Source organism: Winogradskyella marincola (assembly GCF_029624125.1).
GTDB lineage: Bacteria > Bacteroidota > Bacteroidia > Flavobacteriales > Flavobacteriaceae > Winogradskyella > Winogradskyella marincola.
Genome location: NZ_JARSBN010000003.1, coordinates 162,530 through 187,058, shown reverse-complemented (window position 1 = coordinate 187,058; position 24,529 = coordinate 162,530). Strand labels below are relative to the sequence as shown.

General features: G+C 33.6%; 26 protein-coding genes. 5 read left to right on the top strand and 21 right to left on the bottom strand.

Annotation, left to right across the window (positions count from 1 at the left end):
- Positions 1–3: 3 nt before the first annotated feature.
- Positions 4–891, bottom strand: a complete 888-nt coding sequence (locus tag P7122_RS06465) for a DUF8428 domain-containing protein (protein ID WP_278004960.1) — start codon at positions 889–891, stop codon at positions 4–6.
- Between the two features lie 111 nt (positions 892–1,002).
- Here P7122_RS06465 and P7122_RS06460 point away from each other — a divergent pair, with 111 nt between their 5' ends.
- Both P7122_RS06460 and P7122_RS06455 read left to right on the top strand, forming a co-directional pair.
- Positions 1,003–2,016 carry a formimidoylglutamase gene (locus P7122_RS06460; protein WP_278004959.1) on the top strand — a complete coding sequence of 338 codons (1,014 nt, stop codon included), beginning with the start codon at positions 1,003–1,005 and terminating at the stop codon, positions 2,014–2,016.
- Positions 2,006–2,476 carry a GNAT family N-acetyltransferase gene (locus P7122_RS06455; protein ID WP_278004958.1) on the top strand — a complete coding sequence of 157 codons (471 nt, stop codon included), beginning with the start codon at positions 2,006–2,008 and terminating at the stop codon, positions 2,474–2,476. Before P7122_RS06460 ends, P7122_RS06455 begins: the two co-directional genes overlap by 11 nt.
- Here the strand turns inward: P7122_RS06455 and P7122_RS06450 are convergent.
- The 10 genes from P7122_RS06450 to P7122_RS06405 form a co-directional block, all read right to left on the bottom strand.
- Positions 2,466–4,121, bottom strand: coding sequence for a SulP family inorganic anion transporter (locus P7122_RS06450; RefSeq protein ID WP_278004957.1), 1,656 nt, complete (start codon positions 4,119–4,121; stop codon positions 2,466–2,468). The two genes, P7122_RS06455 and P7122_RS06450, sit on opposite strands and share 11 nt — an antisense overlap.
- Before the next feature lie 24 nt (positions 4,122–4,145).
- Positions 4,146–5,840 (bottom strand): hypothetical protein, encoded by a 1,695-nt coding sequence (locus tag P7122_RS06445; protein ID WP_278004956.1) that lies wholly within the window; start codon positions 5,838–5,840, stop codon positions 4,146–4,148.
- 98 nt (positions 5,841–5,938) lie between these two features.
- Positions 5,939–6,481 (bottom strand): hypothetical protein, encoded by a 543-nt coding sequence (locus P7122_RS06440; RefSeq protein WP_278004955.1) that lies wholly within the window; start codon positions 6,479–6,481, stop codon positions 5,939–5,941.
- 68 nt (positions 6,482–6,549) lie between these two features.
- The gene (locus P7122_RS06435) at positions 6,550–6,903 is read right to left on the bottom strand and encodes a four helix bundle protein (protein ID WP_278004954.1); all 354 of its coding nucleotides are present in this window, start codon (positions 6,901–6,903) and stop codon (positions 6,550–6,552) included.
- An 87-nt stretch (positions 6,904–6,990) separates the two neighbouring features.
- Entirely contained in the window at positions 6,991–8,226 is a 1,236-nt protein-coding gene (locus P7122_RS06430; protein WP_278004953.1) for a DUF6638 family protein, read from the bottom strand.
- Between the two features lie 47 nt (positions 8,227–8,273).
- The gene (locus tag P7122_RS06425) at positions 8,274–8,864 is read right to left on the bottom strand and encodes an NUDIX domain-containing protein (RefSeq protein ID WP_278004952.1); all 591 of its coding nucleotides are present in this window, start codon (positions 8,862–8,864) and stop codon (positions 8,274–8,276) included.
- A 4-nt stretch (positions 8,865–8,868) separates the two neighbouring features.
- Positions 8,869–9,162 (bottom strand): hypothetical protein, encoded by a 294-nt coding sequence (locus P7122_RS06420; protein ID WP_278004951.1) that lies wholly within the window; start codon positions 9,160–9,162, stop codon positions 8,869–8,871.
- 58 nt (positions 9,163–9,220) lie between these two features.
- On the bottom strand, positions 9,221–11,182 hold the full coding sequence (locus P7122_RS06415; protein WP_278004950.1) for an AAA family ATPase: 1,962 nt from the start codon (positions 11,180–11,182) through the stop codon (positions 9,221–9,223).
- A 63-nt stretch (positions 11,183–11,245) separates the two neighbouring features.
- The gene (locus P7122_RS06410; RefSeq protein ID WP_278004949.1) at positions 11,246–12,289 is read right to left on the bottom strand and encodes a hypothetical protein; all 1,044 of its coding nucleotides are present in this window, start codon (positions 12,287–12,289) and stop codon (positions 11,246–11,248) included.
- Between the two features lie 77 nt (positions 12,290–12,366).
- The gene (locus tag P7122_RS06405; RefSeq protein WP_278005238.1) at positions 12,367–13,707 is read right to left on the bottom strand and encodes a microtubule-binding protein; all 1,341 of its coding nucleotides are present in this window, start codon (positions 13,705–13,707) and stop codon (positions 12,367–12,369) included.
- A 166-nt stretch (positions 13,708–13,873) separates the two neighbouring features.
- On the opposite strand from P7122_RS06405, the gene P7122_RS06400 reads away from it, so the two are divergent.
- Together P7122_RS06400 and P7122_RS06395 are read left to right on the top strand one after the other, a co-directional pair.
- Positions 13,874–14,635, top strand: coding sequence for an MBL fold metallo-hydrolase (locus P7122_RS06400; protein WP_278004948.1), 762 nt, complete (start codon positions 13,874–13,876; stop codon positions 14,633–14,635).
- Positions 14,636–14,834: 199 nt separating this feature from the next.
- Complete coding sequence (locus P7122_RS06395; RefSeq protein ID WP_278004947.1) at positions 14,835–15,059, top strand: hypothetical protein; 225 nt, start codon at positions 14,835–14,837, stop codon at positions 15,057–15,059.
- 245 nt (positions 15,060–15,304) lie between these two features.
- Here the strand turns inward: P7122_RS06395 and ettA are convergent, their stop codons facing one another.
- The 5 genes from ettA to P7122_RS06370 form a co-directional block, all read right to left on the bottom strand.
- A complete protein-coding gene (ettA, locus tag P7122_RS06390) occupies positions 15,305–16,996 on the bottom strand; it encodes an energy-dependent translational throttle protein EttA (protein ID WP_278004946.1) in 1,692 nt (563 codons plus the stop codon).
- A gap of 2 nt (positions 16,997–16,998) precedes the next feature.
- Positions 16,999–17,181, bottom strand: a complete 183-nt coding sequence (locus P7122_RS06385; protein WP_040249340.1) for a CAL67264 family membrane protein — start codon at positions 17,179–17,181, stop codon at positions 16,999–17,001.
- Between the two features lie 104 nt (positions 17,182–17,285).
- Entirely contained in the window at positions 17,286–18,011 is a 726-nt protein-coding gene (locus P7122_RS06380; RefSeq protein WP_278004945.1) for a pirin family protein, read from the bottom strand.
- Between the two features lie 24 nt (positions 18,012–18,035).
- Positions 18,036–18,473: a MarR family winged helix-turn-helix transcriptional regulator gene (locus P7122_RS06375; RefSeq protein ID WP_278004944.1), complete on the bottom strand. Its 438-nt coding sequence runs from the start codon at positions 18,471–18,473 to the stop codon at positions 18,036–18,038.
- 1 nt (position 18,474) lies between these two features.
- On the bottom strand, positions 18,475–19,008 hold the full coding sequence (locus tag P7122_RS06370) for an NADPH-dependent FMN reductase (RefSeq protein ID WP_278004943.1): 534 nt from the start codon (positions 19,006–19,008) through the stop codon (positions 18,475–18,477).
- 189 nt (positions 19,009–19,197) lie between these two features.
- On the opposite strand from P7122_RS06370, the gene P7122_RS06365 reads away from it, so the two are divergent.
- On the top strand, positions 19,198–20,841 hold the full coding sequence (locus P7122_RS06365; RefSeq protein WP_278004942.1) for an acyl-CoA carboxylase subunit beta: 1,644 nt from the start codon (positions 19,198–19,200) through the stop codon (positions 20,839–20,841).
- 67 nt (positions 20,842–20,908) lie between these two features.
- Here the strand turns inward: P7122_RS06365 and P7122_RS06360 are convergent, their stop codons facing one another.
- From P7122_RS06360 to pfkA, 5 genes are all read right to left on the bottom strand, one after another.
- Entirely contained in the window at positions 20,909–21,091 is a 183-nt protein-coding gene (locus P7122_RS06360) for a hypothetical protein (RefSeq protein WP_243472168.1), read from the bottom strand.
- Between the two features lie 100 nt (positions 21,092–21,191).
- A complete protein-coding gene (locus P7122_RS06355; RefSeq protein ID WP_278004941.1) occupies positions 21,192–21,554 on the bottom strand; it encodes a methylglyoxal synthase in 363 nt (120 codons plus the stop codon).
- On the bottom strand, positions 21,555–22,418 hold the full coding sequence (locus P7122_RS06350; protein WP_278004940.1) for an N-acetylglucosamine kinase: 864 nt from the start codon (positions 22,416–22,418) through the stop codon (positions 21,555–21,557).
- 79 nt (positions 22,419–22,497) lie between these two features.
- On the bottom strand, positions 22,498–23,499 hold the full coding sequence (gene gap, locus P7122_RS06345) for a type I glyceraldehyde-3-phosphate dehydrogenase (protein WP_278004939.1): 1,002 nt from the start codon (positions 23,497–23,499) through the stop codon (positions 22,498–22,500).
- A 13-nt stretch (positions 23,500–23,512) separates the two neighbouring features.
- A complete protein-coding gene (pfkA, locus tag P7122_RS06340; RefSeq protein ID WP_278004938.1) occupies positions 23,513–24,499 on the bottom strand; it encodes a 6-phosphofructokinase in 987 nt (328 codons plus the stop codon).
- Between the last annotated feature and the right edge of the window lie 30 nt (positions 24,500–24,529).

Genomic DNA, 24,529 nt, shown 5'->3' with positions numbered 1-24,529 from the left:
ATCTTATTTCAGAGTAAACTCTGACGTAGAAATCAATTCTTTATCATTAAAAACGTTTATTTGGTAACGTCCTTTTTCAAAATCAGTATCTTCAGACTGTGCTATATATTCACAGATGTTTAAGTTTCTGTTTTCATAATTAAAACGGCTGATTAAACTATAGTTTAATACTTGGTCTTCAAATTGTATTTGCTCGTTAGCACCTAAAACATTGTTTTTAGGATCTATAACCTGCACGTATAATTCTTTATCACCTGCATCTGCTATAGTGTTTTTTGCAACTATAAAACAGATTTTAATTTTATCGCTTCGTCCTGCTCTTTCAGTTGGGATTTGTCTTCCGCTACGTCTTTCTATAACTCCCATACCTTTAAGACCTACAGTCTGTAAAGCAGATGCATCATTTACAACAGTAGCTAGCTCAGTATTTTGTATTAATAAAGAGTCTGTAAATACTGTACGCTCTGCTAACTGCACTTGTGTGCTATCTAAAGATGTTGCTAAATATTCGTTTTCAACTTTTAAACGATCATTCTCAGCTAACAACTCTTCTTTCTCTTCTTGTAGTGCTAAAAATCTCTTTTTATAACTCCATAAACTGTTTACACTTTTTTGAGATACTTTAAGAGAATCCATTAAACCTTGAATACGATCTCTTGCTTCAATTAAATCTTGATCTTTAACTTCACTTGCAGCAATGGCTTCGTTATATTGGTCTCTTATAGAGCTATAGTCATTCATTAACTGCTGTTTTTCAGTTACAAATACTTTTTCTTCTTCTTTTTTCTCAGTATATAACTTAGAAGCATAAAAAGCAGTTCCTAAAAATAATACTAATAGAATACCTAATCCTACTTTAAGACCGACGCTAGTTTTTTGTGAACCTTCCATAAAATTTGTGTTTAAGTAATTTGTTAATTCTTGTTTTAATAATCTAAATTAAGGTTAAAATTTTTAAATAAAGCTGTACTTTTATTTTTCAATTTTTATTTAAACATCCAAATGCAAAATCTCGTTTTATTTACTTCAAAAGATCGCGATACACTTTTAAAGCTTCGCAAAGGAGAATCAAAATTTGGAGAACATATTCAGTTAATATCTAACCTCACTAACATATACGATGATATTTCTAGTTTAGACGTTGACTATGTTATTTTTGGTATTTCTGAAGACATTGGAGTTTATGCAAATCACGGACAAACAGGCACTTATAAGGCTTGGGAAGCCTCTGTAAAAGTTTTGTTAAATATTCAGAATAACAGTTATACTAATCCTAATCGAGTTTTAATTTTAGGTCATTTAGACTATTCTGAAGCAAGAAATATTGTAAACGAAAAGCCATCTAAAAAGAATATTGCCAAAGCTAGAGACTTTGTAGATACTATTGATAAGGATGTAACATATTTAGTTTCATCTATTGTAAAAGCAGGAAAAACACCAATAATAATAGGTGGTGGACACAACAATGCTTACGGAAACATTAAAGGATTATCCTTAGCAAAAAACGAAAGAGTCAATGTTATTAACTTTGATGCACATACCGATTTTAGAGCCGAAGAAGGACGACATAGCGGAAACGGTTTTAGCTATACTTTTGCTGAAGGATTTTTGAAAAATTATTTCATCTTTGGTTTACACGAAAATTACACATCAGACAAACTTCTTAAAACATTAAATAAAGTAAAAGCTATTAAATACAACACTTACGAAGCTTTAGAAGTAAGAAATGAGTTAATTTACAATACAGAGTTAGAGCGTGGTCTAAGCCATGTATCTACAAAATCTTTTGGTATAGAGATAGATTGCGACGCAATAGAAAATATTCCGAGCAGTGCTGCAACACCTAGCGGTTTTAGTGTAAAACAAGCCAGACAATTTGTGCATTATTTTGCTAAGCACGAAAATGCAAGTTATTTACACATTTGCGAAGCTGCACCTACATCTAAAACAGAAACCAAAGTTGGAAAACTCATTACCTATTTAATTACAGACTTTATTAAAGCCAATGGACATTAAAATTATAGATTATAAATCCGAATATGCACCACGTTTCTATGATTTGAATATTGAATGGCTAAAAACATTCTTTTATGTAGAGCCTTACGACGAAGAAGTACTTAGTAAACCCAACAAATACATTATTGATAAAGGTGGCTTTATATTCTTTGCTTTAAAAGATGACATTGTTGTTGGAACTGTAGCGCTTATGCCAACTGGGGAAAATGGTATTTTAGAGTTAACTAAAATGGCTGTATCTCCTGAGATGCGTGGCTACAAAATAGGCCAAAAATTATTACAACATTGTATCGATTTTGCTAAAGCAAAACAGTTCAAAGCACTTCTACTCTATTCTAATACCAAGTTAGAAAACGCGATTTATCTTTATCGCAAATTTGGTTTTAAAGAACTTAGTGTAGAAACCAATAGTCCATACAATCGTGCAGATATTAAGATGCTACTAGAGCTTAAAGTTTAAAATGGGACTTTAGATAATCAAAAGCTCCATTGATATCTTCAAAAATATGTGCTTCAGAAATTAAATCTGGAACAATATCTATAGAAACCAATTTGTCTTTTGGCTGCTCTTGTACTGCTGTTAATAAAACTTGAATACCACGCTGTTCTAAATCTAAAACGGCATTTTCTAAAGCATAAAGACCTGATTGATCTATATATGGCACACGATCCATACGTATAATTAATGCTTTAACTTGTTCTGGTATGTTTTTTATTTCATCTTGAAAGTGTGACGTGAATCCAAAAAATAAAGGTCCATAAAGATGTTTTATGTAAACTTTATCTTTATAAGCTTCATAAAATTCTTTTTCATCTTGCCATGGTTTTTCACCATCAAAACCAGCAATAGTACCAACTTCCATACCTTTTTCACCAATATCACTGGCGCGTTTCATAAATAATAAAGACGCAAGTAATAAACCGATTCCTACAGCTTGTATTAAACTTCCAAAAGTTGTAATTAAAAGCACAATGATTAAAACTACAGCATCTGCTCGTGGTACTACTAATAAATGCTTCAACCCTTTAACATCAATAATTTTAAACGCAATAGGTATTAGTAAACCAGCTAAAACAGACAATGGTATATAAGCTGCTAACTTCCCTAAGCCCAATAAAACAGCTAATAAGAACAAACCATGAACTGCACCAGACAATCTTGTACGACCACCAGAATTAATATTTATAACCGTTCCTTTTGTTGCTCCTGCACCTGGAATTCCACCAAAAATGGCTGCAATAGAGTTTCCAATACCTTGACCAATTAATTCTCTATTACTATTGTGTTTGGTTTTGGTCATGTTATCAGCAATTACAGAAGTTAATAAGGAATCAATAGAGCCTAAAACTGCTAAGACTAAAGCGTATTCTAACACTAAGGCATAAGCACTGGCATCTATAGAAAATAATCCTGATACTTGTAAACTTGGTAAGCCTGAAGGTATATCTCCAATAATTGGCACGTCCCACTTTAAAAAGAAACTTGCCACAGAAGCTAATATTAAAGCTACCAATGCACTCGGAATGGCTTTAGTGATGTATGGAAATACCAAATACACTACAACAGTAAATGAACCTAATGCAACAGCTTGCCAATTAAAATCTGAGAATAGCCTAGGCAAGTCTTGCATTACCAACCAAGTCGATTTTTCTGAACCTAAACCTGCAAAAGGAAACAATTGAAGAATAATGATAATGAGTCCTACTCCACTCATAAAACCAGAAACCACAGGATACGGAAAGTATTTTACATAACCTGCTATATTTATAAGCCCAAAAACAATTTGAAAAATGCCACCCAATAAAAATGTAAGAATAACGATTGGCATGGCAGCTTCTAAACTTCCTGTGATCTCAATCGCAGCTGCAACCAAAGCTGCAGACACAACGGTCATTGGACCTGTTGGTCCACTGGCTTGCGTTGTTGTACCACCAAAAATTGCAGCAAATATACCAACTGCAATAGCGCCATAAAGGCCTGCAATAGCACCTAAGCCAGATTGTACACCAAATGCCAGTGCTAATGGCAACGCTACAACACCAGCAACTAAGCCACCTGTTAAATCTCCTTTTAAATTTTTAAAATCGTAGAATTTTGAACTCATAGGTTTGTTTTATCTGTAAAATTTTTAATTATTCAAAGCCTTCAAAGAATCAATCTGACGTTGCAAAGCATCAATCATTTCTGAGTTTTCATTAACCTGAGGAATAGTTTTTAGAGAGTCTATCTGCATTTGCATTAAATCTTCATCTTTTGGTTGCTCTTTGTAGTAATATCCTATACCTTCACTAGATCTCCAGGCTTCGTTTAACTGATTATAAACGGTTTCGTCCCAAGTGCTTGGGTGTTTTACATCAATCCAAATCACATCACGATATTCGCTATCGATTAAGACTAAATCTGGTGTTGCAGAACCATCAAATTGCTGCGAGTTTGTATCACTTATTGATGAAATTGTTCCTAAAAAGAACATGCGCTTTCTACCTGCAATATCTTTTATGTAAGGTCTAAATTCAACTGGTGTACTCGCATTCCAATCGTATTCTTTGCGCGATTCTTTCACTTTTAATGGCATTGCAGAAACACCTGCATACCCTTGTTTTTTGGTAGCGTGGTCGTAATAATACAACTTGTCTGTACCATCTGCTGGCACAAACACACTATAGCTTAAACTGGTGCGCTCCTCACCTACTGGTTCTAAACCAAACCAATGGTATAAGCCACTGTAGGCATCTGAGTTACTTCCTGCAAAATCAAAATCTGTTACATAAGGTTGCTGATTCTGATCTTTTGGCATCAATGGAATTTTAACTGCAGTTTCCATATTCCAAGGTAACGGATCACTAAAGCCTCCTAAAAATTTTAAAGATTCTGCTTGTAACTGCGATACACTCTCTGCCAGAGTATTCTGCTTTTGTAAAAACTTGTAATTCTTTATTTCGTCCGGACTTACAAAAGTACCTTTACCAATGGCAACACGCTCTATGTAATCATTAAAATCGTGCTCACCACTTTCAATAATCATAACACCTCCAAAAGTTGGATATGGAAAAAAGAAGCCTTTCCATTTTATTAAACTGACTACTTGCACCCAATTTCCTTCATCGTTTTTCATGTAAAACGTATCACTTGGCTCATAATTAAAGAGCATCCAAGGATTAAAACGCTGTACAACTGCATTGTATGTATTTCTACTAAACTTTAATGATTCACCTATTGAGAAGGTAACATCTATTCTGTTTTCGTTTGAAAATCTTGGAAATGGTGTGGTACTACTCACCGCAAAAACTTCCTCTGTGTTGTCTGTTACTTGCTGCATAACGTATTTCTCACTTGGTTGAATGGCCATAGTCCATTTATTCTCTGTACCAATTCTTACCAAATGAGGTAGCGATACATCTTTGGTTTCACCTACACTTTCGTTAGCCATTGAGAATATATTTCGTAACGGTTGAATACGTTCGTTTTGGGTTAATGGTAACTCATCTATTTCAACTTTATTAAGACTATTGAATACGTTGTACGTCTTCATATAATCGTACAAACCTTGGTTCCAACCAAGAAAATACAACAGCCCAAAAAACACAATTAAAATACCTAAGATGCCTAATCGACCACCTGTGCTTGCTATTTTTCTGAATTTTCTTAATCCTAAAACTAAGATGATAACACTCAATAGAATTACAAAAATGTACTTTCTAAAGAATAGTAAAACAGGTTGGTAATCGTCTCTAAAAAAGAACAATAGTATAAGTAATAACAGTCCAACAATAATTGTTATTGCTTTCTGTTTTTTTCCTTTATTCCAATAGTTTTTTATCATGATACGTTTTTGTCATTCTGAACTTGTTTCAGAATCTATTTGTTTCTTTTTTAATTTTAATAATGAGATCCTGAAACAAGTTCAGGATGATATACTTTTCACATAAGCCCCTTATCCTTCAGTCGGTCACGTGCAGATTTTTGTTCTGCTTTTGGTTCTGGATCTTTTGCGATTTCTTTTTTTGCTTCTTCTACTGCTTTATTGTCTTTGTTTTTTAAATCCTCAATAAGATCTTTGCCTTTTTCCATCGCTTCATCAACAAAATCACTTAAAGAATCACTTTTTTCTTCTACCACTTCTGTGGTTTTAATTACAAAATTGGCTAGATATGTGCCTAATAATGTTCCTGTTGCGAATGATGCAAATGCCGAAATACCGTTATAACTTGAAAAAACAGTCAATGGTGTTAAAAACTCTGCTATTAGCGCTAAAACAAGAACTAAAAAAACAACAAATATTAACCGAGGTAAAAATGTTTGTTTAAATATGAATCCTTTTGGGTTATCTGGACTCATTTGTAATTCTTTACTATTCATAATTTTATTTACAAATCTGTAAACTCCATTACTATTAGATTCTCTCCAGTAAATGAAGACTCCTAATAAAATTCCCACTATGAATGCTATAATATCTATTGCCATGGTATTATTAAGTTTGAAGCACGAAGTTAGAAGATTGAAGCTCTATCTCTATGCCAAATTATTTTTTATTATTTCACTTTATTTCTAAAAGCTATAGTCATATTCATTAAATCAAAACAATCTTTATAAAAACCGTCAAAAGCTTTTTGACTAATATAGTTTCTTCGTTTTGCTTTGTGTAAACAAGTTACGACCTCAGCAATTGAACGAATTGAATATCCTAAAAACTTTCTAAATTCAGCACCAGATTGCAATATTGAACCTTCGGAAATATTCAGTGCTACAGAATCAGAAGCTCTTCGTATCTGAGATGATAAGTTATAAATTTCTTTTTCAGGAAACAACTCTGTGAGCTTATCCATATTATCACCTAAGTCCATTGCCTTTTGCCAAATTAATAAGCTTTCAAATTTAAACTTCATACTATTAGTATATTGATACGTAAAATTGTTACTTCTAACTTTCAAATCCGTGCTTCCTCCTTCAAGCCTCTTGCTTCAAACTTCCATCTATATATTATCACTAATCGTCTCAATCACCCAATCCTGAAAGGATGCATCCCAAGTTTCATAATTCTTATAAAACTGCTCTTTATCGTACCAGTACAAGAACAACACATCTTTTGGCGAAATATTTACTAATAACTTATGAATTAAATCGCGATGCTCTGCCGACAATGACGAATGTGGTTGATGCAATGCAAAATACATTGACTCATCTACCATATCTTCAATTTTGTAAGCATTACTTCGTTCTAATTTTTCTAAATACAACTCGACTCCCATTACTTGTTTTCGAGCTGAAATATCGATTTTATTTAAGTAACTTTTAAAAAGCGCTTTGCTATCTAAAATCTCTTTTATAGAATGTTCAGTTTCTTTCAGTTTACTGAATAATTCAAACTTTTTAATACGATCGTAATTAGGTGTTTTTACCATGTATTCTAGATCGCACTCAATAATGATGTGGCTTTTAAGTTTTTCGACCAATTCTGGTTGGCTGATATGATAAATCAACACATCGTGAACCGTATCTTTTATGGCTTCTTTATAAGAATCTTCATTTTCGAAAACCAAAATGGTTTGAATAAAATCTCGTAACAAGTACACACCTCCAAAGGCACGCGTGTAAAACGAACCTGTGGTATAATGCAATGCATGAAGGTTTAAATCTCTATTGCGCAAATCTCCGTAGGTCTTTGCAGATTCGAGTAATTCGTTATGAATGTCTTCATCAATAAAGTTATTGCCAGTTCTAAACTTATCTACTAATTGAAGCTGCTCCTTTTGTCGCTCTTCTAAGTTATCTATAAGTCTAAAACTAATGCTTACATCGTCGTATTTTAAAATATCTAAAGGCTCATAAAACACATCAATATCCTGATCAAAATCGATACAAATTGCCGAATCTCTGGTAATATCATTTATTTTACTTCCATGTGTCTTAAAGATGTGTTGCATCATATCTCTATCGAAAGAATGAAACGGTAAATACACTGGTTTTCCTTTTTGTAACGGTGAAATAATGATACCATGCGGATTGGCATCTCCATGGTTTAGGTAATGTACATCCTTCTTTTCTTCTGCTACTTCTGGACTCCAGCCAACTCCATCTATAGAAAAGGAAGTAAGCTTGGTCTCTTTAAAACCAAGTGTTTTTAAACATTTATTATAGCGCTCTACCAGCTTACCACTTACTGGTATAAGCTCGCTTCTGTATAGATTTGCTTGTTTTAGTTTGTTCATCTTATTGCCGCGAAAGCGGTAATCTTTTTGTTTTTAGAGATTCCTGCCTACGCAGGAATTAGTTTATTTATCTGAGCATGCTGCAATAACATAATTGTCTTTGCATCGATTATATGTCCATTTGCCATCATCTCAATGGCTTTTGTAAATGGTATTTCTAAAATTTCTATGTCTTCATTTTCGGTATCTAAACCACCGCCTTCATTGATATTCATTTCATCTGTATATTCGCCAACAAAACACGAAAATCGTTCTGTGCTGCCACCTGGTGTGGCAAAAGCGCTATAAACCTTTTTCAGTTCAGGGATTTTATAACCTGTTTCTTCTAGCAGTTCTCTTTTCATGGCTTCTGCTGCTGAAGTATCATCATCTTCTAACATTCCTGCAGGTACTTCTAATAAAAAACCATCTTCTACTCCATTCATATAAGCTGGTAAACGGAATTGCTTTACCAAAATAACGGTTTGCTTTTCTATATTATACAACAAAGCTGCTGCTGCATTACCACGCTCTAAAACTTCCCACTTGTTTTCAACCCAATTTCCATCTTTTAGTTGATAATTGAATTTTACCTGAGATAAGGTAAAGTATTTATCTGAAAGAATCGTTCGGTTGATATTTTTGATACGTTTGGTCATAAGACTACAGTAAGAACTTTATAAAACCAAACACTATAAGTATAATTAGAATAAAGACAATACTGAAAATCTTAATTTCCTTTTTACGTTGTTTTTGGACATTTGCTTTTATTTGTTCTTTAATTTTTAATAGCTCTTCTTCAGATACTGTTTTAAATTTTGGCTTTTTCTTTACTTCAGAAGAATAAATCCCTTCCCTATTGTTTTGTTTAAACTTGTCACGATTAGATGGACGCTGTGCTCGGTTTTGTTTCATCCGATTTATCATATCCAAAACATGTCCTGCACCTAATCCCATGATTTTTATTTAAATAGCTTAGATTCCTGCCTTCGCAGGAATGATAACTAAATTCTTTTTAATTTCCTTTTCCAAAACGTTCTCTTGCCTCAGATTCTATATTTAATTGATCAATTCTGGCATCAACTTTACGCTTAAAGTCAGTATCTGCAATCGTTGCTACATTATCTAGATATCTTACTACTTCTTGTCGTCTTATGTCACTAAAATCGAGTCCTTTCATATTGGCACGCATCAATTCTTGAAGCATCCCAAATTTAGTGTCATAATCTTTTTTGAAATACACTTCAGGATTGTTGAACCAATCATCTTCTAAGTCGAAATCCGTTAAACGTAACGATACGGCCTTTTGAATATTTCTAACATCACGAGAAGAAAAGAATGGAAATATCTTCTGTATTTCAGTATATAAATGCGCATAAAACATATGCTCATTGTCTTTGTATTTGCTCGACACTTTATCGAACGTATCTAACACACGTTCTTCAGTTGGTTTGTCTATTTTTTCTAAGATTTCGCCTAGATTCTTTGCTACTTTCTGAGCATCGAGATAGTTATAATCGCTAGGATTACTCATGTTTATAAAATCTGGCATGGTATCTTCGAGCTTTTTCCACCATAGATAATCCTGATCTACAAAGTCCTTTTCGTTTCGTGCTCCATCAATTTTAAAACGACCTTGCACACGAGATATCACAGCCTTATCCAACATTTCTGGCAAGTTGGTAAATAAACCTATTGAACTGTTACCATAATTAACCGCATAAGCACCTTCGGTATATCTTAGAAACACACCAATCACTTCCTTAACACCAGCCGAAACACCTTGCGTTGTACGCTCTTGAAGGTTATTCTCTGCATCATCAATTGGTGCAAAAATGAGACGAGTTGGATCTTGCAAAGGTTTCATCCATTCTACCATTTTCTCTGCAGAACCACCTTGAAATGTTGAAATCAACGTATCTGGCATTGGATGAAATAAAAATGGAATATTTAAGTTTTCGCTATGCTCTTTTAATCGTGTAGCAATAGCTGCAATCAACATACTTTTTCCTGTACCTGGAATTCCGTAACCCATAAATACTGGCATAAAACCACCAAGCTCTTGAAATGGATTCTTTTTTGCTTCAAAATCGTAGCTTAATAATCGTTCTGTTAATCGTCTGGCAAAGTGCTTAGCATCTTTGTTTCCAACAATTTGTTCAAACTGAATTTTATTGAACTCTACACTTACGGCAGTTCCTGCAAAAACGTTGTTCCAACCATCAATCGTAAAGTCTGAATTTTCTAATTTAAACGAACGATCTTCAATCGTATCGGTATATTCTAAGGTGCTTTTTCTTAACTGAATTTCATCTATAAGCGCTTCAAAATAAACAACCGTAAAATCAATAACATCTTTGTCGGTTTTGATAATGTCTGGATGTCCTAAGTACTTATCATAATAAAACAATTGACACGAAATTCCTTTTAAAGGCGATAAAAACGACACTTCTGGAATACCTGCAAACTTCTGTTTCATTACCGATAAATCGTCCGAAGCATACGGTTTTAAATCGTGTAGAATTTTATAGGCTGTAGCAAATAGCATAAACGCTGTTGCTGTAAGCATTTTACTTTCGTATTCGCGTTTTCCTGAGTTATCTAATGCTGATTTGTTTTCTACTAAGGTTGATAAACCTGAAGCATCATAGTAACTATCCTTTACCCAAATACCAAGTGTAATCCCTTCTTGTACGGCATATAACGTCTGATTAAGAAACAACGGAATAGCAACCGATTCTGGTAACAATTTCTTTTTTAAGCTTAAAATGGTTTTAGAAACTGATGTTACAGACACATTACTGCCGTTATTAGCTCGAGATAGGTACAACAAAATAGACTCATCTTTACCATCATTATCTCTATTTTTGGCACGTTGACTTTGTTCCCACTGAATAGACTTTAGGTAAGATGTTGCTTCATCTCGAAGCATATTGAGTTCATTTTGTTTTATTGGAAAAGTTGAGTTGTGTTGCATGGTTTAGTTTTCAGTTTGCAGACTCAGTTTGCAGCACCTGAATACTGCGACTGAAACTGTAACTTATTTTATTTTTAAATCAGAAACCTGAACTGGCGGAATTGCCAACTTATTCATAATTTCTGGTGTTTTGTTATATAATAATTGTATTATTCTATGTGGTGCAAAAACATAACGCTGTCTGAACGGACTTGCCCACTTCTGAAAGGTTTGCTTGCTAAAAAAGCTACCTTCTTTAAATTCACTTTTAGATACGAGTTCATCTACTTTAAATGAAACTACAAACGATTCTAACGGAATATCTTTCTTAGCAATACCATCTAAAATGGCGTGTGTTATTTCGTTTTCATCTTTTGCAAACACGTTATGAATTGGCCCTAAATCGATACGTTTAATAAGTTTTGGTAACACTTTTGGTAAACGCTTATCTATGGCATAAGCCATGGTGTCCAAATTCATCTCTCGATCTGATGTATTCTTTAAAACCGAATACATCTCGTCTTTGTATGAGTTAACATCCCTTCCATCGTAATTAAAATACATGTAGCAAACAAAAGGTCTGTTGTGTGTAACATCATAAAAGCTCCAGCTTACCAAATGTTCTGCTGGTGAGTCTTGAGGTGCAGCTATAATCTTACCTTGCACAAAACGATTGAAGATATACTCCTTTTTTGCAGAAGAATAATATACTATTGATGCTGCCTGAAATAATTTGCGTTTAGAAATTGGTTCTTTCTTTCGCATCAAGGTGTCTAGAAATTCATCTTTTAAAATATCAATATCTGTGAGTTTGGTTAAAAACTCTTCACGTAATTCGAGGTCATTAAAAAGATATCTAAATTCCAAATAATTTGGAAAACTAGAATCTGTAAGATCAACTTTCATGTTTTCCTCATCGTCATACATGTACTTTACACGCATGGCTTCAATAGAATATAATAGTAAATCTGTGTACTGCTTAAACAGCAATATTTCTTGTTGACTTAATATATGCTTGGCCTGAACTGCCGTAATCAATTCTTTGAGTGTAAAATCTATCATTTTGTGATAGAACACATACTGCTCTTTAGAATCTAATACTGCGGAATCTAAGGGAGTTACAATCATGGTTTAGTTTTCAGTTTACAGTGACAGTATTCAGTTAACTAACAACTGCAACTGAATACTGTTACTGATGACTAGATTTATCCAAGTAAATCATCTTCATTAGCTTCTGGCTTAGGTTCGCCTGTTGGTTGACCATCACCTGAAGGTGCGTTAGAATCTGCGCTGTAATATTCGTCAAAAATTTCTTTCATATCAATACCATAACGGTCTGCAAAGTTTTTCTGAATTTCAGCATCCTTTGATCTAATGTCTTTAAGTGCTTCAGCATAACTTCCGTAAATACCTTGCATTACTTTTTCGTGCACAGGAATATTATCCATCATTTCCTGACGTGCTTTAGCACTTGCTGTATGCATTGCTGCTAAAGTTTCACCAATATGCTCATCGGTTTTAACACCTAAGTGCTCTAAAATCGCAGTGAACTCTTGGTCTGTACGTGCTTTTAATGCTACTACATAGCCATCGTAATATTTAAGACGCTCGTCTGTATCTGATTTTAGTTTCGCACGATGCGTTTGTAGATTACTACGTAAAGATGTTAATACCTTAATTGTTAAGTTATGTTTGTGAACGAAACTATCTTTAGAAGCTGCCAATGTGGTGTAAGCATTTTTCAGACCTTCTAACTCTTCAACTTTTTGTTCTAATCCTGTTACTTTTTCTAAAGCCTCAGAATATTCAGTAGACTGCTTGTCTGCTACTTCCTCTAGTGCTTGTCTGGCTTGCTTTAAAAGCGCATATTGTTCTTCAAGCTGCGTTTCTACCTGCTTCTTTTTTTCTAAAGCTTTGGTGTGATTGTTACTTGCTTCTACAATAGCGGATTTTAAACTTTCTTCAACCTCTTTAATTTCGAGCTCTCTATCTTTTAGACGCTTTATGGCTGCCTGACTTTTGAATGACAACTCATTTAACAACGTCTGTACATCAGCTGTTTCTATACGTTGCTGAAACATAGCTTTGGCTTTATTATCCGCACCATCACGCTCTTTTTGAGCATTCTGAAGCTCTTGCTCTGCTTCTCTAATTTTGCTTTTTCTTCCCCAAAGATTATTCCACCATGTGTCTGGCTTGGCCTTTGCATCTTCAAGTTCAACCTTTGCACGCTCAAGACGTTTTACAGCATCATCAATAATTTTTTGCTCAGCAGCATTTAATGCCGAAAAACCTTCGAACATAATACCAACTTCATCCTGATAATCTGTTAAATCCTTAATAGCATCTAGAAGTGTACTTCTGTCCTTCTCTGCCATATCCACAACATTATCTAATGTAGCATTTAAGATTTTTTGACGACTTTCTGGATCATCCTCTTGCGCCAATTTAGATTTCATCTGGTCTATGGCTTTTCCCCAGTTTACATCTACTTTTTCAGGTTTTTGTTGTGAATTGGTTTCTAATAAATCAAAATCATCAGACATATGGTAAGGTATTATTAAGTTGAACAAATTTTAGGATAACAATTTCGGTAAATTTTTAAGACTATAAAAACTTTACTCTCAAATTATAGGTAGCAGATGTTATAAAAATGTTACAAAATTTTAGTTAGCGCTATTTGTTGAATATCTTTATAGAAAATCAACTCAAATGAAACTTTTAAAAATTACACTCATTGCAACCTTATGTCTATCCGTTTTTTGTTGTAAAAATGAAAAAAACTCTGAAGAGATTAAAGCAAATACTGAAACCTCTAATGAGCTAAAGATTATTCCTTTTGAACATGCTTCGATGATATTAAAATATGGAGATACTAATGTATATGTAGATCCTACAGGTGAATCTAGTGCTTATGAAGGCTTTGGAAAAGCAGATATTATATTGATAACCGACATTCATGGAGATCACTATAGTTTTAAAACGTTATTTGAATTTGACTTAGAAAGCACTCTGATAATTGCACCTAAAGCGGTTGTAGATAAGTTTCCTAAAGACTTTAACCCAACATATAAAATTCTAAACAACAACGAGAAGACAGAAGCAAAAGGTATTGAGATTGAAGCCATACCAATGTACAACCTTAGAGAAGAAGCTTTAAAGTTTCACCCTAAAGGAAGAGGTAATGGATACGTATTAACCATAAATAATGAGCGTATCTACATATCTGGAGATACTGAAGATATTCCTGAAATGCGCAACCTAAAAAATATAGACAAAGCTTTTGTTTGTATGAATCTGCCTTATACCATGACTGTAGAAAGTGCTGCTAGTGCAGTTTTAGATTTTAAACCAAAAACCGTATATCCATACCATTATAGAGGTACTGATGGTAAAAGTGATGTTGAATTGTTTAAGAAGATTGTTAATGATTCGATTAAATCTATTAACGTAGAACTTATTAAATGGTATTAAATTTTAATATAAATTTTTCAATTTAATAACATAATAGAAACCTCTTGAAACGCCCTAAAACACTGCTTTTTATCGAAATAAAGCAACACTTAATCGATGTTGTTGATAAATAAATTAGTGTAAAATATTTATAATTAACCATTTATGATTGTATTTTTTTCTATATTAGCGCTATAGAACCCAAATCAAATTTATAATCATGCTTAATATACTGCTTTCAATAGCTTTAGTAGTAACCACAACACAGCTTACAATGATTTTAATAGCTGTGGCATCTATATTCCTTGTTTTCATAATATTAGCTATAATTAAGATGTATAGACTAAAAGCCGAAAACAAGAAATTAATGGAAACAAATATCTTTAAAGAATCTGATGAATCTTACAAAGATTTTACTAGTGGACATCTTTACGGAGATAACTAAACATATATGTGGTTAATTTTTTTCTTTATATTTTTAACTATACTAGCTATAGCAATTATATATTCGAAATCTTCGCTTTATATATATGAGCACGAGTCTTCTATAAAAGAAGAGTTAATAAAATTTGAATCAAATTTTAAAGAGATATCTCAACATACCGAAAAACAATGTGATTACAAACTCAGCAATAATCACCTTTACGAATAAAAAAAAGCCTACATTTCTGTAGGCTTTTTTAATATCATTTATCTTACTAGTTTCTTGTACTTTATTCGTTTTGGCATTAAATCACCTCCAAGACGCTTTTTCTTGTTTTCTTCATAATCACTAAATCCACCTTCAAAGAAATAGACTTGTGAGTCTCCTTCAAAAGCTAAAATGTGAGTACAAATACGATCTAAGAACCATCTATCGTGACTAATAACTACAGCACAACCTGCAAAGTTCTCTAAACCTTCTTCAAGCGCACGTAATGTATTAACATCAAGATCGTTAGTTGGCTCATCTAAAAGCAATACATTACCTTCTTCTTTTAATGTCATTGCTAAATGAAGTCGGTTTCTCTCTCCACCAGAAAGTAGCTTTACTTTTTTGTTTTGTTCGCTTCCAGAGAAGTTAAAACGACTTAAGTAAGCTCTAGAATTAACTTGACGTCCTCCCATCATCACTAACTCTTGCTCATCACTAAAGTTTTGCCAGATTGTTTTCTCTGGGTCTATTTTAGAGTGACTTTGATCTACATAAGCAATCTTAGCAGTTTCACCTACTTTAAATTCACCTTTATCAGGTGTTTCTTCACCCATAATCATTCTAAAAATTGTGGTTTTACCAGCACCATTTGGCCCAATTACACCTACAATTCCTGCTTGAGGTAAATTAAAATTTAAGTCGTCATATAGTAATTTATCGTCATAGCCTTTAGCTACACCTAAAGCTTCAATAACATTAGTACCTAAACGTGGACCATTTGGTATGTATATTTCAAGCTTTTCGTCAAGTTGTTTTTGATCTTGACTCATAAGCTTGTCATAATTCTTCAAACGTGCTTTTTGCTTTGTTTGACGACCTTTTGCACCTTGTCTTACCCAATCTAACTCACGTTCTAATGTTTTTTGACGCTTAGAAGCAGACTTGCTTTCTTGAGCTAATCGCTTAGATTTTTGATCTAACCAAGAAGAGTAATTTCCCTTCCATGGAATACCTTCTCCTCTATCGAGCTCTAAAATCCATCCTGCAACATTATCTAAGAAATATCTATCGTGCGTTACAGCAATAACAGTTCCTTTATACTGTGCTAAATGATGCTCTAACCAATGCACAGACTCTGCATCTAAGTGGTTAGTTGGCTCATCTAATAATAACACATCTGGTTCTTGCAATAATAAACGACAAAGCGCTACTCTACGACGCTCACCTCCAGAAAGTACTCCTATTTTTTTACTTCCATCTGGTGTACGCAAAGCATCCATTGCTATTTCTAACTTGGTATCTAACTCCCAAGCATTAGTTGCGTCTATTTGATCTTGTAATTCTGCCTGGCGATTCATAAGCTTTTCCATTTTATCTGGATCGCTATAAACTTCCTCTAAGCCAAACTGATCGTTTATTTTGTTATACTCATCAAGGATTGCAACAACTTCTGCTGCTCCTTCCTTAACAACTTCCATAACCGTTTTTTCTTCATCTAGTTGTGGTTCTTGCTCTAAATAACCTACAGTGTAACCTTGCTTAAAAACAACATCTCCTTGATAGTTTTTATCTACACCTGCAATAATCTTTAATAAAGTAGATTTACCAGAACCGTTAAGACCTAGAATACCAATTTTGGCACCATAGAAAAAACTTAAGTATATATTTTTTAAAACTGGTGTATTTGCAGATTGAAATGTCTTTGTAACACCAGACATTGAAAATATTATTTGTTTATCATCACTCATAGTTATACTCTTCCTTTTAATGCGTTAAACACCCATGCAATAGCAAAAAAGCCAATTCCTACAGCTGCAAATCCCCAACCTGCAACATCATCGTATCGAAACGCTCCTAGAGCTATTAATCCTAGTCCTACAATAATCATAATAGTCGTGGCCCAAGCCAAAACCGTATTTTTATTCATCGCCATATTCTTATTCTTAATTTAAGATAGTTAGTTGAAGCAAATATCGTTATTTTAAAATAAAAAAGCACCACAAATTGTGGTGCTCTGTATCCTAGATAAAAATACGACTACAAGTTAATCATAGGTACTTCTATAAATAATAACTCTGAAGCTTCTGTGGCTTTAATTTCGAAATTAGATGTTTCTGAAATTCCTATGGCATCTCTTGAGTTTAGATTAAACTCTGAAATAGAAACTCCACCACTAATAGTCATTACGTAAACTCCATGCGCATTGCTCTTTAGCTTATAGGTAAATGACGATCCGGCTTCTAAATCTATTCGAGATAACTTGGCGTCTTGATGAATTTTTAAACTATGATCATCTTCATCTTTAAAAGACGTTACCAAGGTTTGAAGTTTCCCTTTTCTATCATCTTCACTAAACGTTTTTTGATCATAACGAGGTTTTACACTTCGTTCTTCTGGGATAATCCAAATTTGAAACAAACTTAAATATTCGTCAACAGAACCATTTATCTCTGAGTGCTGCACACCTGTACCAGCAGACATTACCTGTACTTCTCCCGGAACAACTGGTATCCAATCCTCTCCCATATTATCTCGATGTTTTAACACACCTTTTAATGGAATGGTTATAATTTCCATATTATCGTGCGGATGTGTACCAAAACCCATTTTTGGTGCAATAATATCATCATTTAACACTCTTAATGCGCCAAAATGGACTTTTTCAGGATTATACCAACTTGCAAAACTAAAGGAATGATTGGCTTGCAACCATCCATGATTTGCAAATCCTCTGTCTTCTGCTTTGTGAATTATTGTTTTCATCTTTCTTTTCCTTTCTTCTTATTATTATCTCAATTTGTCTAGTAAATCACTTAATTGTTCTGCTTCTTGTTCTGTAATCTCACCCAACCAATCATCATTAAAATCATCTGATATTTCTTCTAATAATTCTAATCCTTTTTTGGTTATTTGAACATGAACGACTCTTCTGTCATTTTCGCAAGGAATACGTTCTATCAATTCTTTGGCACACAACTTATCTGTAAGCCTCGTAGCATTAGGTGCTCGCTCTATCATTCTGTCTTTAACAACTTGCATAGACAAAGGTGTGTTAGCGCCTCTAAGAATTCTAAGAATATTGTATTGCTGAGGGGAAATTCCAAATCCTGCAAAAAATGTATTTTGTTTTGCTGTAATCCAATTAGCGGTATACAAAATATTTATTAAGGCTTTTGTTTTATTATCCTTAAATTTTGAATTAACATCTTTTGCTATATCTCCCATTTTACAATGCTTTTTGTAGTTTTTCTACCTGTTCTAGAAGCTCGTTATTTAACTCTTTGTTGGTAATTTTACCATTTTCAAAATTAGCATCAAATGATGGCAGTGAGTATGTGGCTACAATATTTCCATCGTGCCAAGGAAATCTTGCTTCTGCAATGGTTAAAACAGTCTGCCCTCCTCTTGCTCCAGGTGAAGTTGCCATTAATAACATTGGCTTTTTAAATAGAAAATTACCTTCAATTCTTGTCATCCAATCAAAAAGGTTTTTAAACACCGTTGCATACACACCATTATGCTCTGCTAAAGAAAGTACTATACCGTCTGACTCCTTTATTAAGTTAAGTAATCTATGAGCGCTTTCTGGCGCTTCATCTAAATCACTTTCTAGATCTACACCAAACATAGGTGCTTCAAAATCATTTAAATCAATTAAATTAACTTCTACATCGTTTAATAAAGACGACGCATACTTTGCTAATTGTTTGTTTATTGATGTACTACTGTTACTACCTGCAAATGCTAATATATTTTTCATTCTGTTTGTTTTTGATAGTACAAATTTAGAAATAATAAATTTATTTTCCAAGGAAAATAATTCCAAGGAAATATAATTAACCTTTATTTAAGAAAGTGTAATATTTGATATAAAACATTATTGTTTTGTAAATTCGTGACATCAAAAACTAAGAATACCTAAAATAAGTACAACTACATATTTACATAAATGGATATAAAATTCAACAAGAACGAAGACCACAATAAGCTTCAACTTTCAGATTTAAAAAAAAGATTAGCTAAAGTAAAGCTTGGTGGTGGCGAAAAAAGCATAGAAAAGCATCATAGTAAAGGCAAAATGACTGCCAGAGAACGTATCGATTATTTATTAGACCCAAAATCTAAATCTATTGAAATTGGTGCTTTTGCTGGTGAAGACATGTATCCTGAATATGGTGGGTGTCCGTCTGGTGGAGTGGTTGTAAAAATAGGTTATGTAAAAGGGAAACAATGTATTGTAGTTGCTAATGACGCTACTGTTAAAGCTGGCGCATGGTTTCCTATAACAGGAAAAAAGAACCTTAGAGCGCAAGAAATTGCAATAGAAAACAAATTACCTATTATATATCTTGTAGACAGTGCTGGTGTTTTTCTACCAATGCAAGACGAAATTTTCCCAGACAAAGAACATTTTGGTCGCATTTTTAGAAACAATGCTGTAATGAGTAGTATGGGTATTACACAGATCGCAGCCGTAATGGGAAGTTGTGTAGCTGGTGGAGCCTATCTACCTATTATGAGTGATGAAGCGCTTATTGTGGATAAAACCGGAAGTATATTTTTAGCTGGAAGCTACTTAGTAAAAGCGGCCATTGGAGAAACTATTGATAACGAAACTTTAGGTGGTGCCACAACACATTGCGAGATTTCTGGTGTTACAGATTATAAAGCCAAAGATGATAAAGATGCTCTAAACACCATTAAAAATATTGTTGACAAAATTGGTGATTTTGATAAAGCTGGTTTTAACAGAGCTAAACCTGCTAAACCTACTGAAAATCCAGATGATATCTATGGTATACTCCCAGAAAGCAGAGCAGATCAATATGATATGAATGAGATTATTAAACGTTTGGTTGACAATTCTGAATTTGAAGAATATAAAGCAGGATACGGCCAGACAATAATTACAGGATACGCACGTATAGACGGTTGGGCTGTTGGTATTGTTGCCAACCAAAGACAAATTGTAAAAACTAAAGGTGCTAAAACCAAACCGAGCGAAATGCAATTTGGTGGTGTTATTTACAACGACTCTGCTGATAAAGCTACTCGATTTATTGCAAATTGTAATCAGAAAAAAATTCCTTTGGTCTTTTTGCAAGACGTTACCGGATTTATGGTTGGAAGCAAATCTGAACATGGTGGTATAATAAAAGATGGTGCTAAAATGGTAAATGCAGTTAGTAATTCTGTAGTACCAAAATTTACTATTGTTATTGGTAATAGCTATGGTGCTGGTAATTATGCAATGTGCGGTAAGGCTTACGACCCAAGGTTAATTGCTGCGTGGCCTAGTGCAGAACTTGCAGTAATGAGTGGAAAATCTGCCGCTAAGGTTTTACTTCAGATTGAAACCGCTTCTTTAAAAAAGAGAGGTGAAACTATTACAAAAGAAAAAGAAGAAGAATTATTTAATAAAATAAAATCGAGATACGACAACCAAGTATCTCCGTATTATGCTGCTGCCAGATTATGGACAGACGCTGTTATAGATCCTTTAGATACAAGAACCTGGATAAGTATGGGTATTGAAGCCGCTAACCACGCTCCTATTGAAAAACCTTTTAATTTAGGTGTTCTACAGGTATAATAACTTTAATATGGTACATAAAAAAAGAGCGCTTAAGCGCTCTTTTTTATTTTATATTTTTTACTGATTAGTGAGTTAAACTCTCTCTTTCAGCTTTTCTTTCTTCTTTAATTTCTTTAAAACGCTCAATAGCAGAACCAAAAATCCAATAAGGAACTACAAAGGTTAAAAGGAAAATCATTAACCAAAATCCTATAGTTAATATGGTTAAAAATGCTAAAAATCCTAAATATTGATCAAAATCGAACATAATTGCGTTTCATTTATAATTGTTGCACAAAGATATAACCAATTAATAAGTTTTACAATAGCCTATATCAGATTTATTAACACAAAATCAACAGTTATTTCTAAACTGCTCTAACTAATAACTTTGCAGTTGCTTCATTTGTGGCCAATGGCACATTATGAACATCACATAAACGCATAAGCATTAAAATATCTGGCTCGTGAGGATGTTTGTCTAGTGGATCTCTAAAAAACAGTACCATATTACATTTGCCCTCTGCAACTCTGGCTGCTATTTGTGCATCTCCTCCTAAAGGGCCAGAAAGTAAAGCATTAACTTCAAAACCTGCTTTTTTCACCTTCTCTCCTGTTGTACCAGTAGATATCAATGTGATTTTCTTTTGATGTAAGATTTCAGAATGTTCATTTAAAAACTGAACCATTTCTGCTTTCTTACCATCATGTGCAATTATGGCTATTTCCATTTATAGATTGTTAATATGGTAACCTACCAAACCTTCAATTGGTCGTCTTACAAAGTTACCAACTTTAAACCCAAGTTCATCTGCCACTTGCTTTATTTCATCTTTTCCGAAAAAGGCAATAGAGCCTGCAAAATGAACAGGAACACCTGAGTCTAATTCTTTTTTGAACTGAAGAATCATATTTTCTGCAAATAGACGAATCCCTTTTATAATAAGATTTTGGATATACTCTGAATCTTTATTAATGAACATAAACTCCGCATGATCTGCCAAATAAGCACTTGGATTGGTCTGCTTGTATAAGTTGTACTTTATAAAATCTGCATCGAGATTGTGCTTGTGCGCAAATGCCACTCTTATAGTATCTGGCATTTTATTAAAGTAATAGTCTCTAATTAATTGTTTTCCGAAGTAGTTTCCACTGGCATCATCCATTAATATAAAACCAAGACTATTTACACGCTGATGCAAATCTTTACCATCGTAATAACTACAGTTAGAACCTGTACCCAAAATACAAACCACTGCAGCTTCATCATTAGAATTAATACATGCTCTTACAGCTGCGTATGTATCCTCTTTAACTTCTACCAAAGCCTTTGGGAAATATATTTCGAGAATTTCTTTTAGTAAAAGTCGAGGCTTTTCTGTACCACAACCTGCACCATAAAAGTAAACGTGAGTTACATCGTTGGCTATTGCCATAAGCTCATCGTTACCTTTAATTGTTTTTTTTAGCTTTTTTTCTGCAACAATTGCAGGATTTAAACCTTTGGTTCTTATTTTATCTGCTGTTTGCTTACCATTTTTATCTATAGCAATCCAATCGCATTTTGTAGAACCTCCATCTGTTATTAAAATCATAATGACATCTATATACAAAAATTCCGTAGCCTATGTAAAAACATAATCCTACGGAATCTAGAATTTATGTTATAAAATATTATAGGCTATTTACCTTTTGAGCTAAGTCTACTAATTTGTTTGAATAACCAAACTCATTATCGTACCAAGACACTAGTTTAAAAAATGTTGAATTTAACTCTATTGCAGAGTCAGCATCAAAAACACTAGTTTGTACTTCGCTTACAAAATCTTGAGATACTACAGCATCTTCAGTATATCCCATAACACCTTTCATAGAACCTTCAGCAGCATTTTTTACTGCAGCTTTAATAGCTTCTAAAGAAGTTTCTTTTTTTGTTTTTACCGTTAAATCTACAACAGATACATCTGCAGTTGGTACTCTAAATGCCATACCTGTAAGTTTTCCGTCTAATTCAGGAATTACTTTACCTACAGCTTTAGCAGCTCCTGTAGATGTAGGTATAATATTATTAAGAGCACTACGACCTAATCTGTAATTTTTACGAGAAGGCGAATCTACTGTATATTGTGTTGATGTTGCTGCGTGAATTGTTGTCATTAACGCTTCTTCTATACCAAAATTGTCTTCAATAACTTTAGCTAATGGAGCTAAACAGTTTGTAGTACAAGAAGCATTAGAAACTATAGTATGATCTGCTGTTAACGTATCGTCATTAACTCCCATAACAAACATTGGCGCATCTTTACTTGGTGCAGAAATTACTACTTTCTTAGCACCACCATCTATGTGGTATTGTGCAGTTTCTAAAGTTGTGAATATACCTGTACATTCTGCTACGATATCTGCTCCTGCCTCATCCCATTTAAGATTTTTTGGGTCGCGTTCTGCAGTAACTCTAATGGTTTTACCATCTACTACTAGGTTACCATCTTTTACTTCAACTGTACCATCAAAACGACCGTGTACAGAGTCATATTTTAATAAATAAGCCAGATGATCTACATCTAACAAATCGTTTATAGCAACTACATCTACATCATTGCGCTTAACTGTTGCTCTAAAAACTATTCTTCCTATTCTACCGAATCCGTTTATTCCTAATTTTAAGTTTGACATTTTTCTATTGTTTTTAAATTGTCATTATATCTGAAACTCTAAGTAGTTCCATGTTAATTTTTGATTTTCCTTTTACTGCTTGGTCAAATGGTGTTAAATCCATAGCATCATTTTTAAGACCAACCATGTAATTACTTTTTCCTGTTAAGAGACTCTCTACCGCCTTTACTCCCATTCTACTTGCTAAAACACGATCGAAACAAGATGGGCTTCCTCCACGTTGCATGTGCCCTAAAACAGAAACTCTAACTTCGTATTCTTCCATATGTTCTTCAACATAATCCTTTAGTTCAAATACGTTTTTTCCTATTTTATCTCCTTCTGCAACAACAACTATACTTGATGATTTTCCGGATTGTTTACTTCGTCGTAATGACTCTAATAACCTATCTAATCCTAAATCTTCTTCTGGAATTAAAATCTCTTCTGCACCAGCACCTACTCCAACGTTGAGTGCTATATGACCTACATCTCTTCCCATAACCTCAACAAAAAATAATCTGTTATGAGAACTCGCTGTATCTCTAATTTTATCTATTGCTTCTACTACAGTATTTAATGCTGTATCGTAACCTAATGTATGTGTAGTACCAAAAATATCATTATCTATAGTACCAGGAATTCCCATTACAGGAAAATTAAACTCTTGATTAAAAATCATAGCTCCTGTAAAACTACCATCACCTCCTATTACTACAAAAGCATCTATCTCAGCTTTCTTTAATGCGTCATAGGCTTTTTGTCTGCCTTCTTTAGTTCTAAATTCTTGTGAGCGTGCCGACTTTAATACTGTACCACCTTTATTAATGATACCTTTTACGCTACGAGCATCCATTTTTTCGAAATCACCTTCTATCATTCCTTGGTAACCTCTATAAACGCCATAACATTCTAGGCCATGAAACACACAAGTTCTAACAACAGATCTTATTGCTGCATTCATACCTGGAGAATCTCCTCCAGACGTTAAAACAGCAACTTTTTTTATTGTATTTAGCATATTACTTTTTATTCAATACAGTAAAATTAA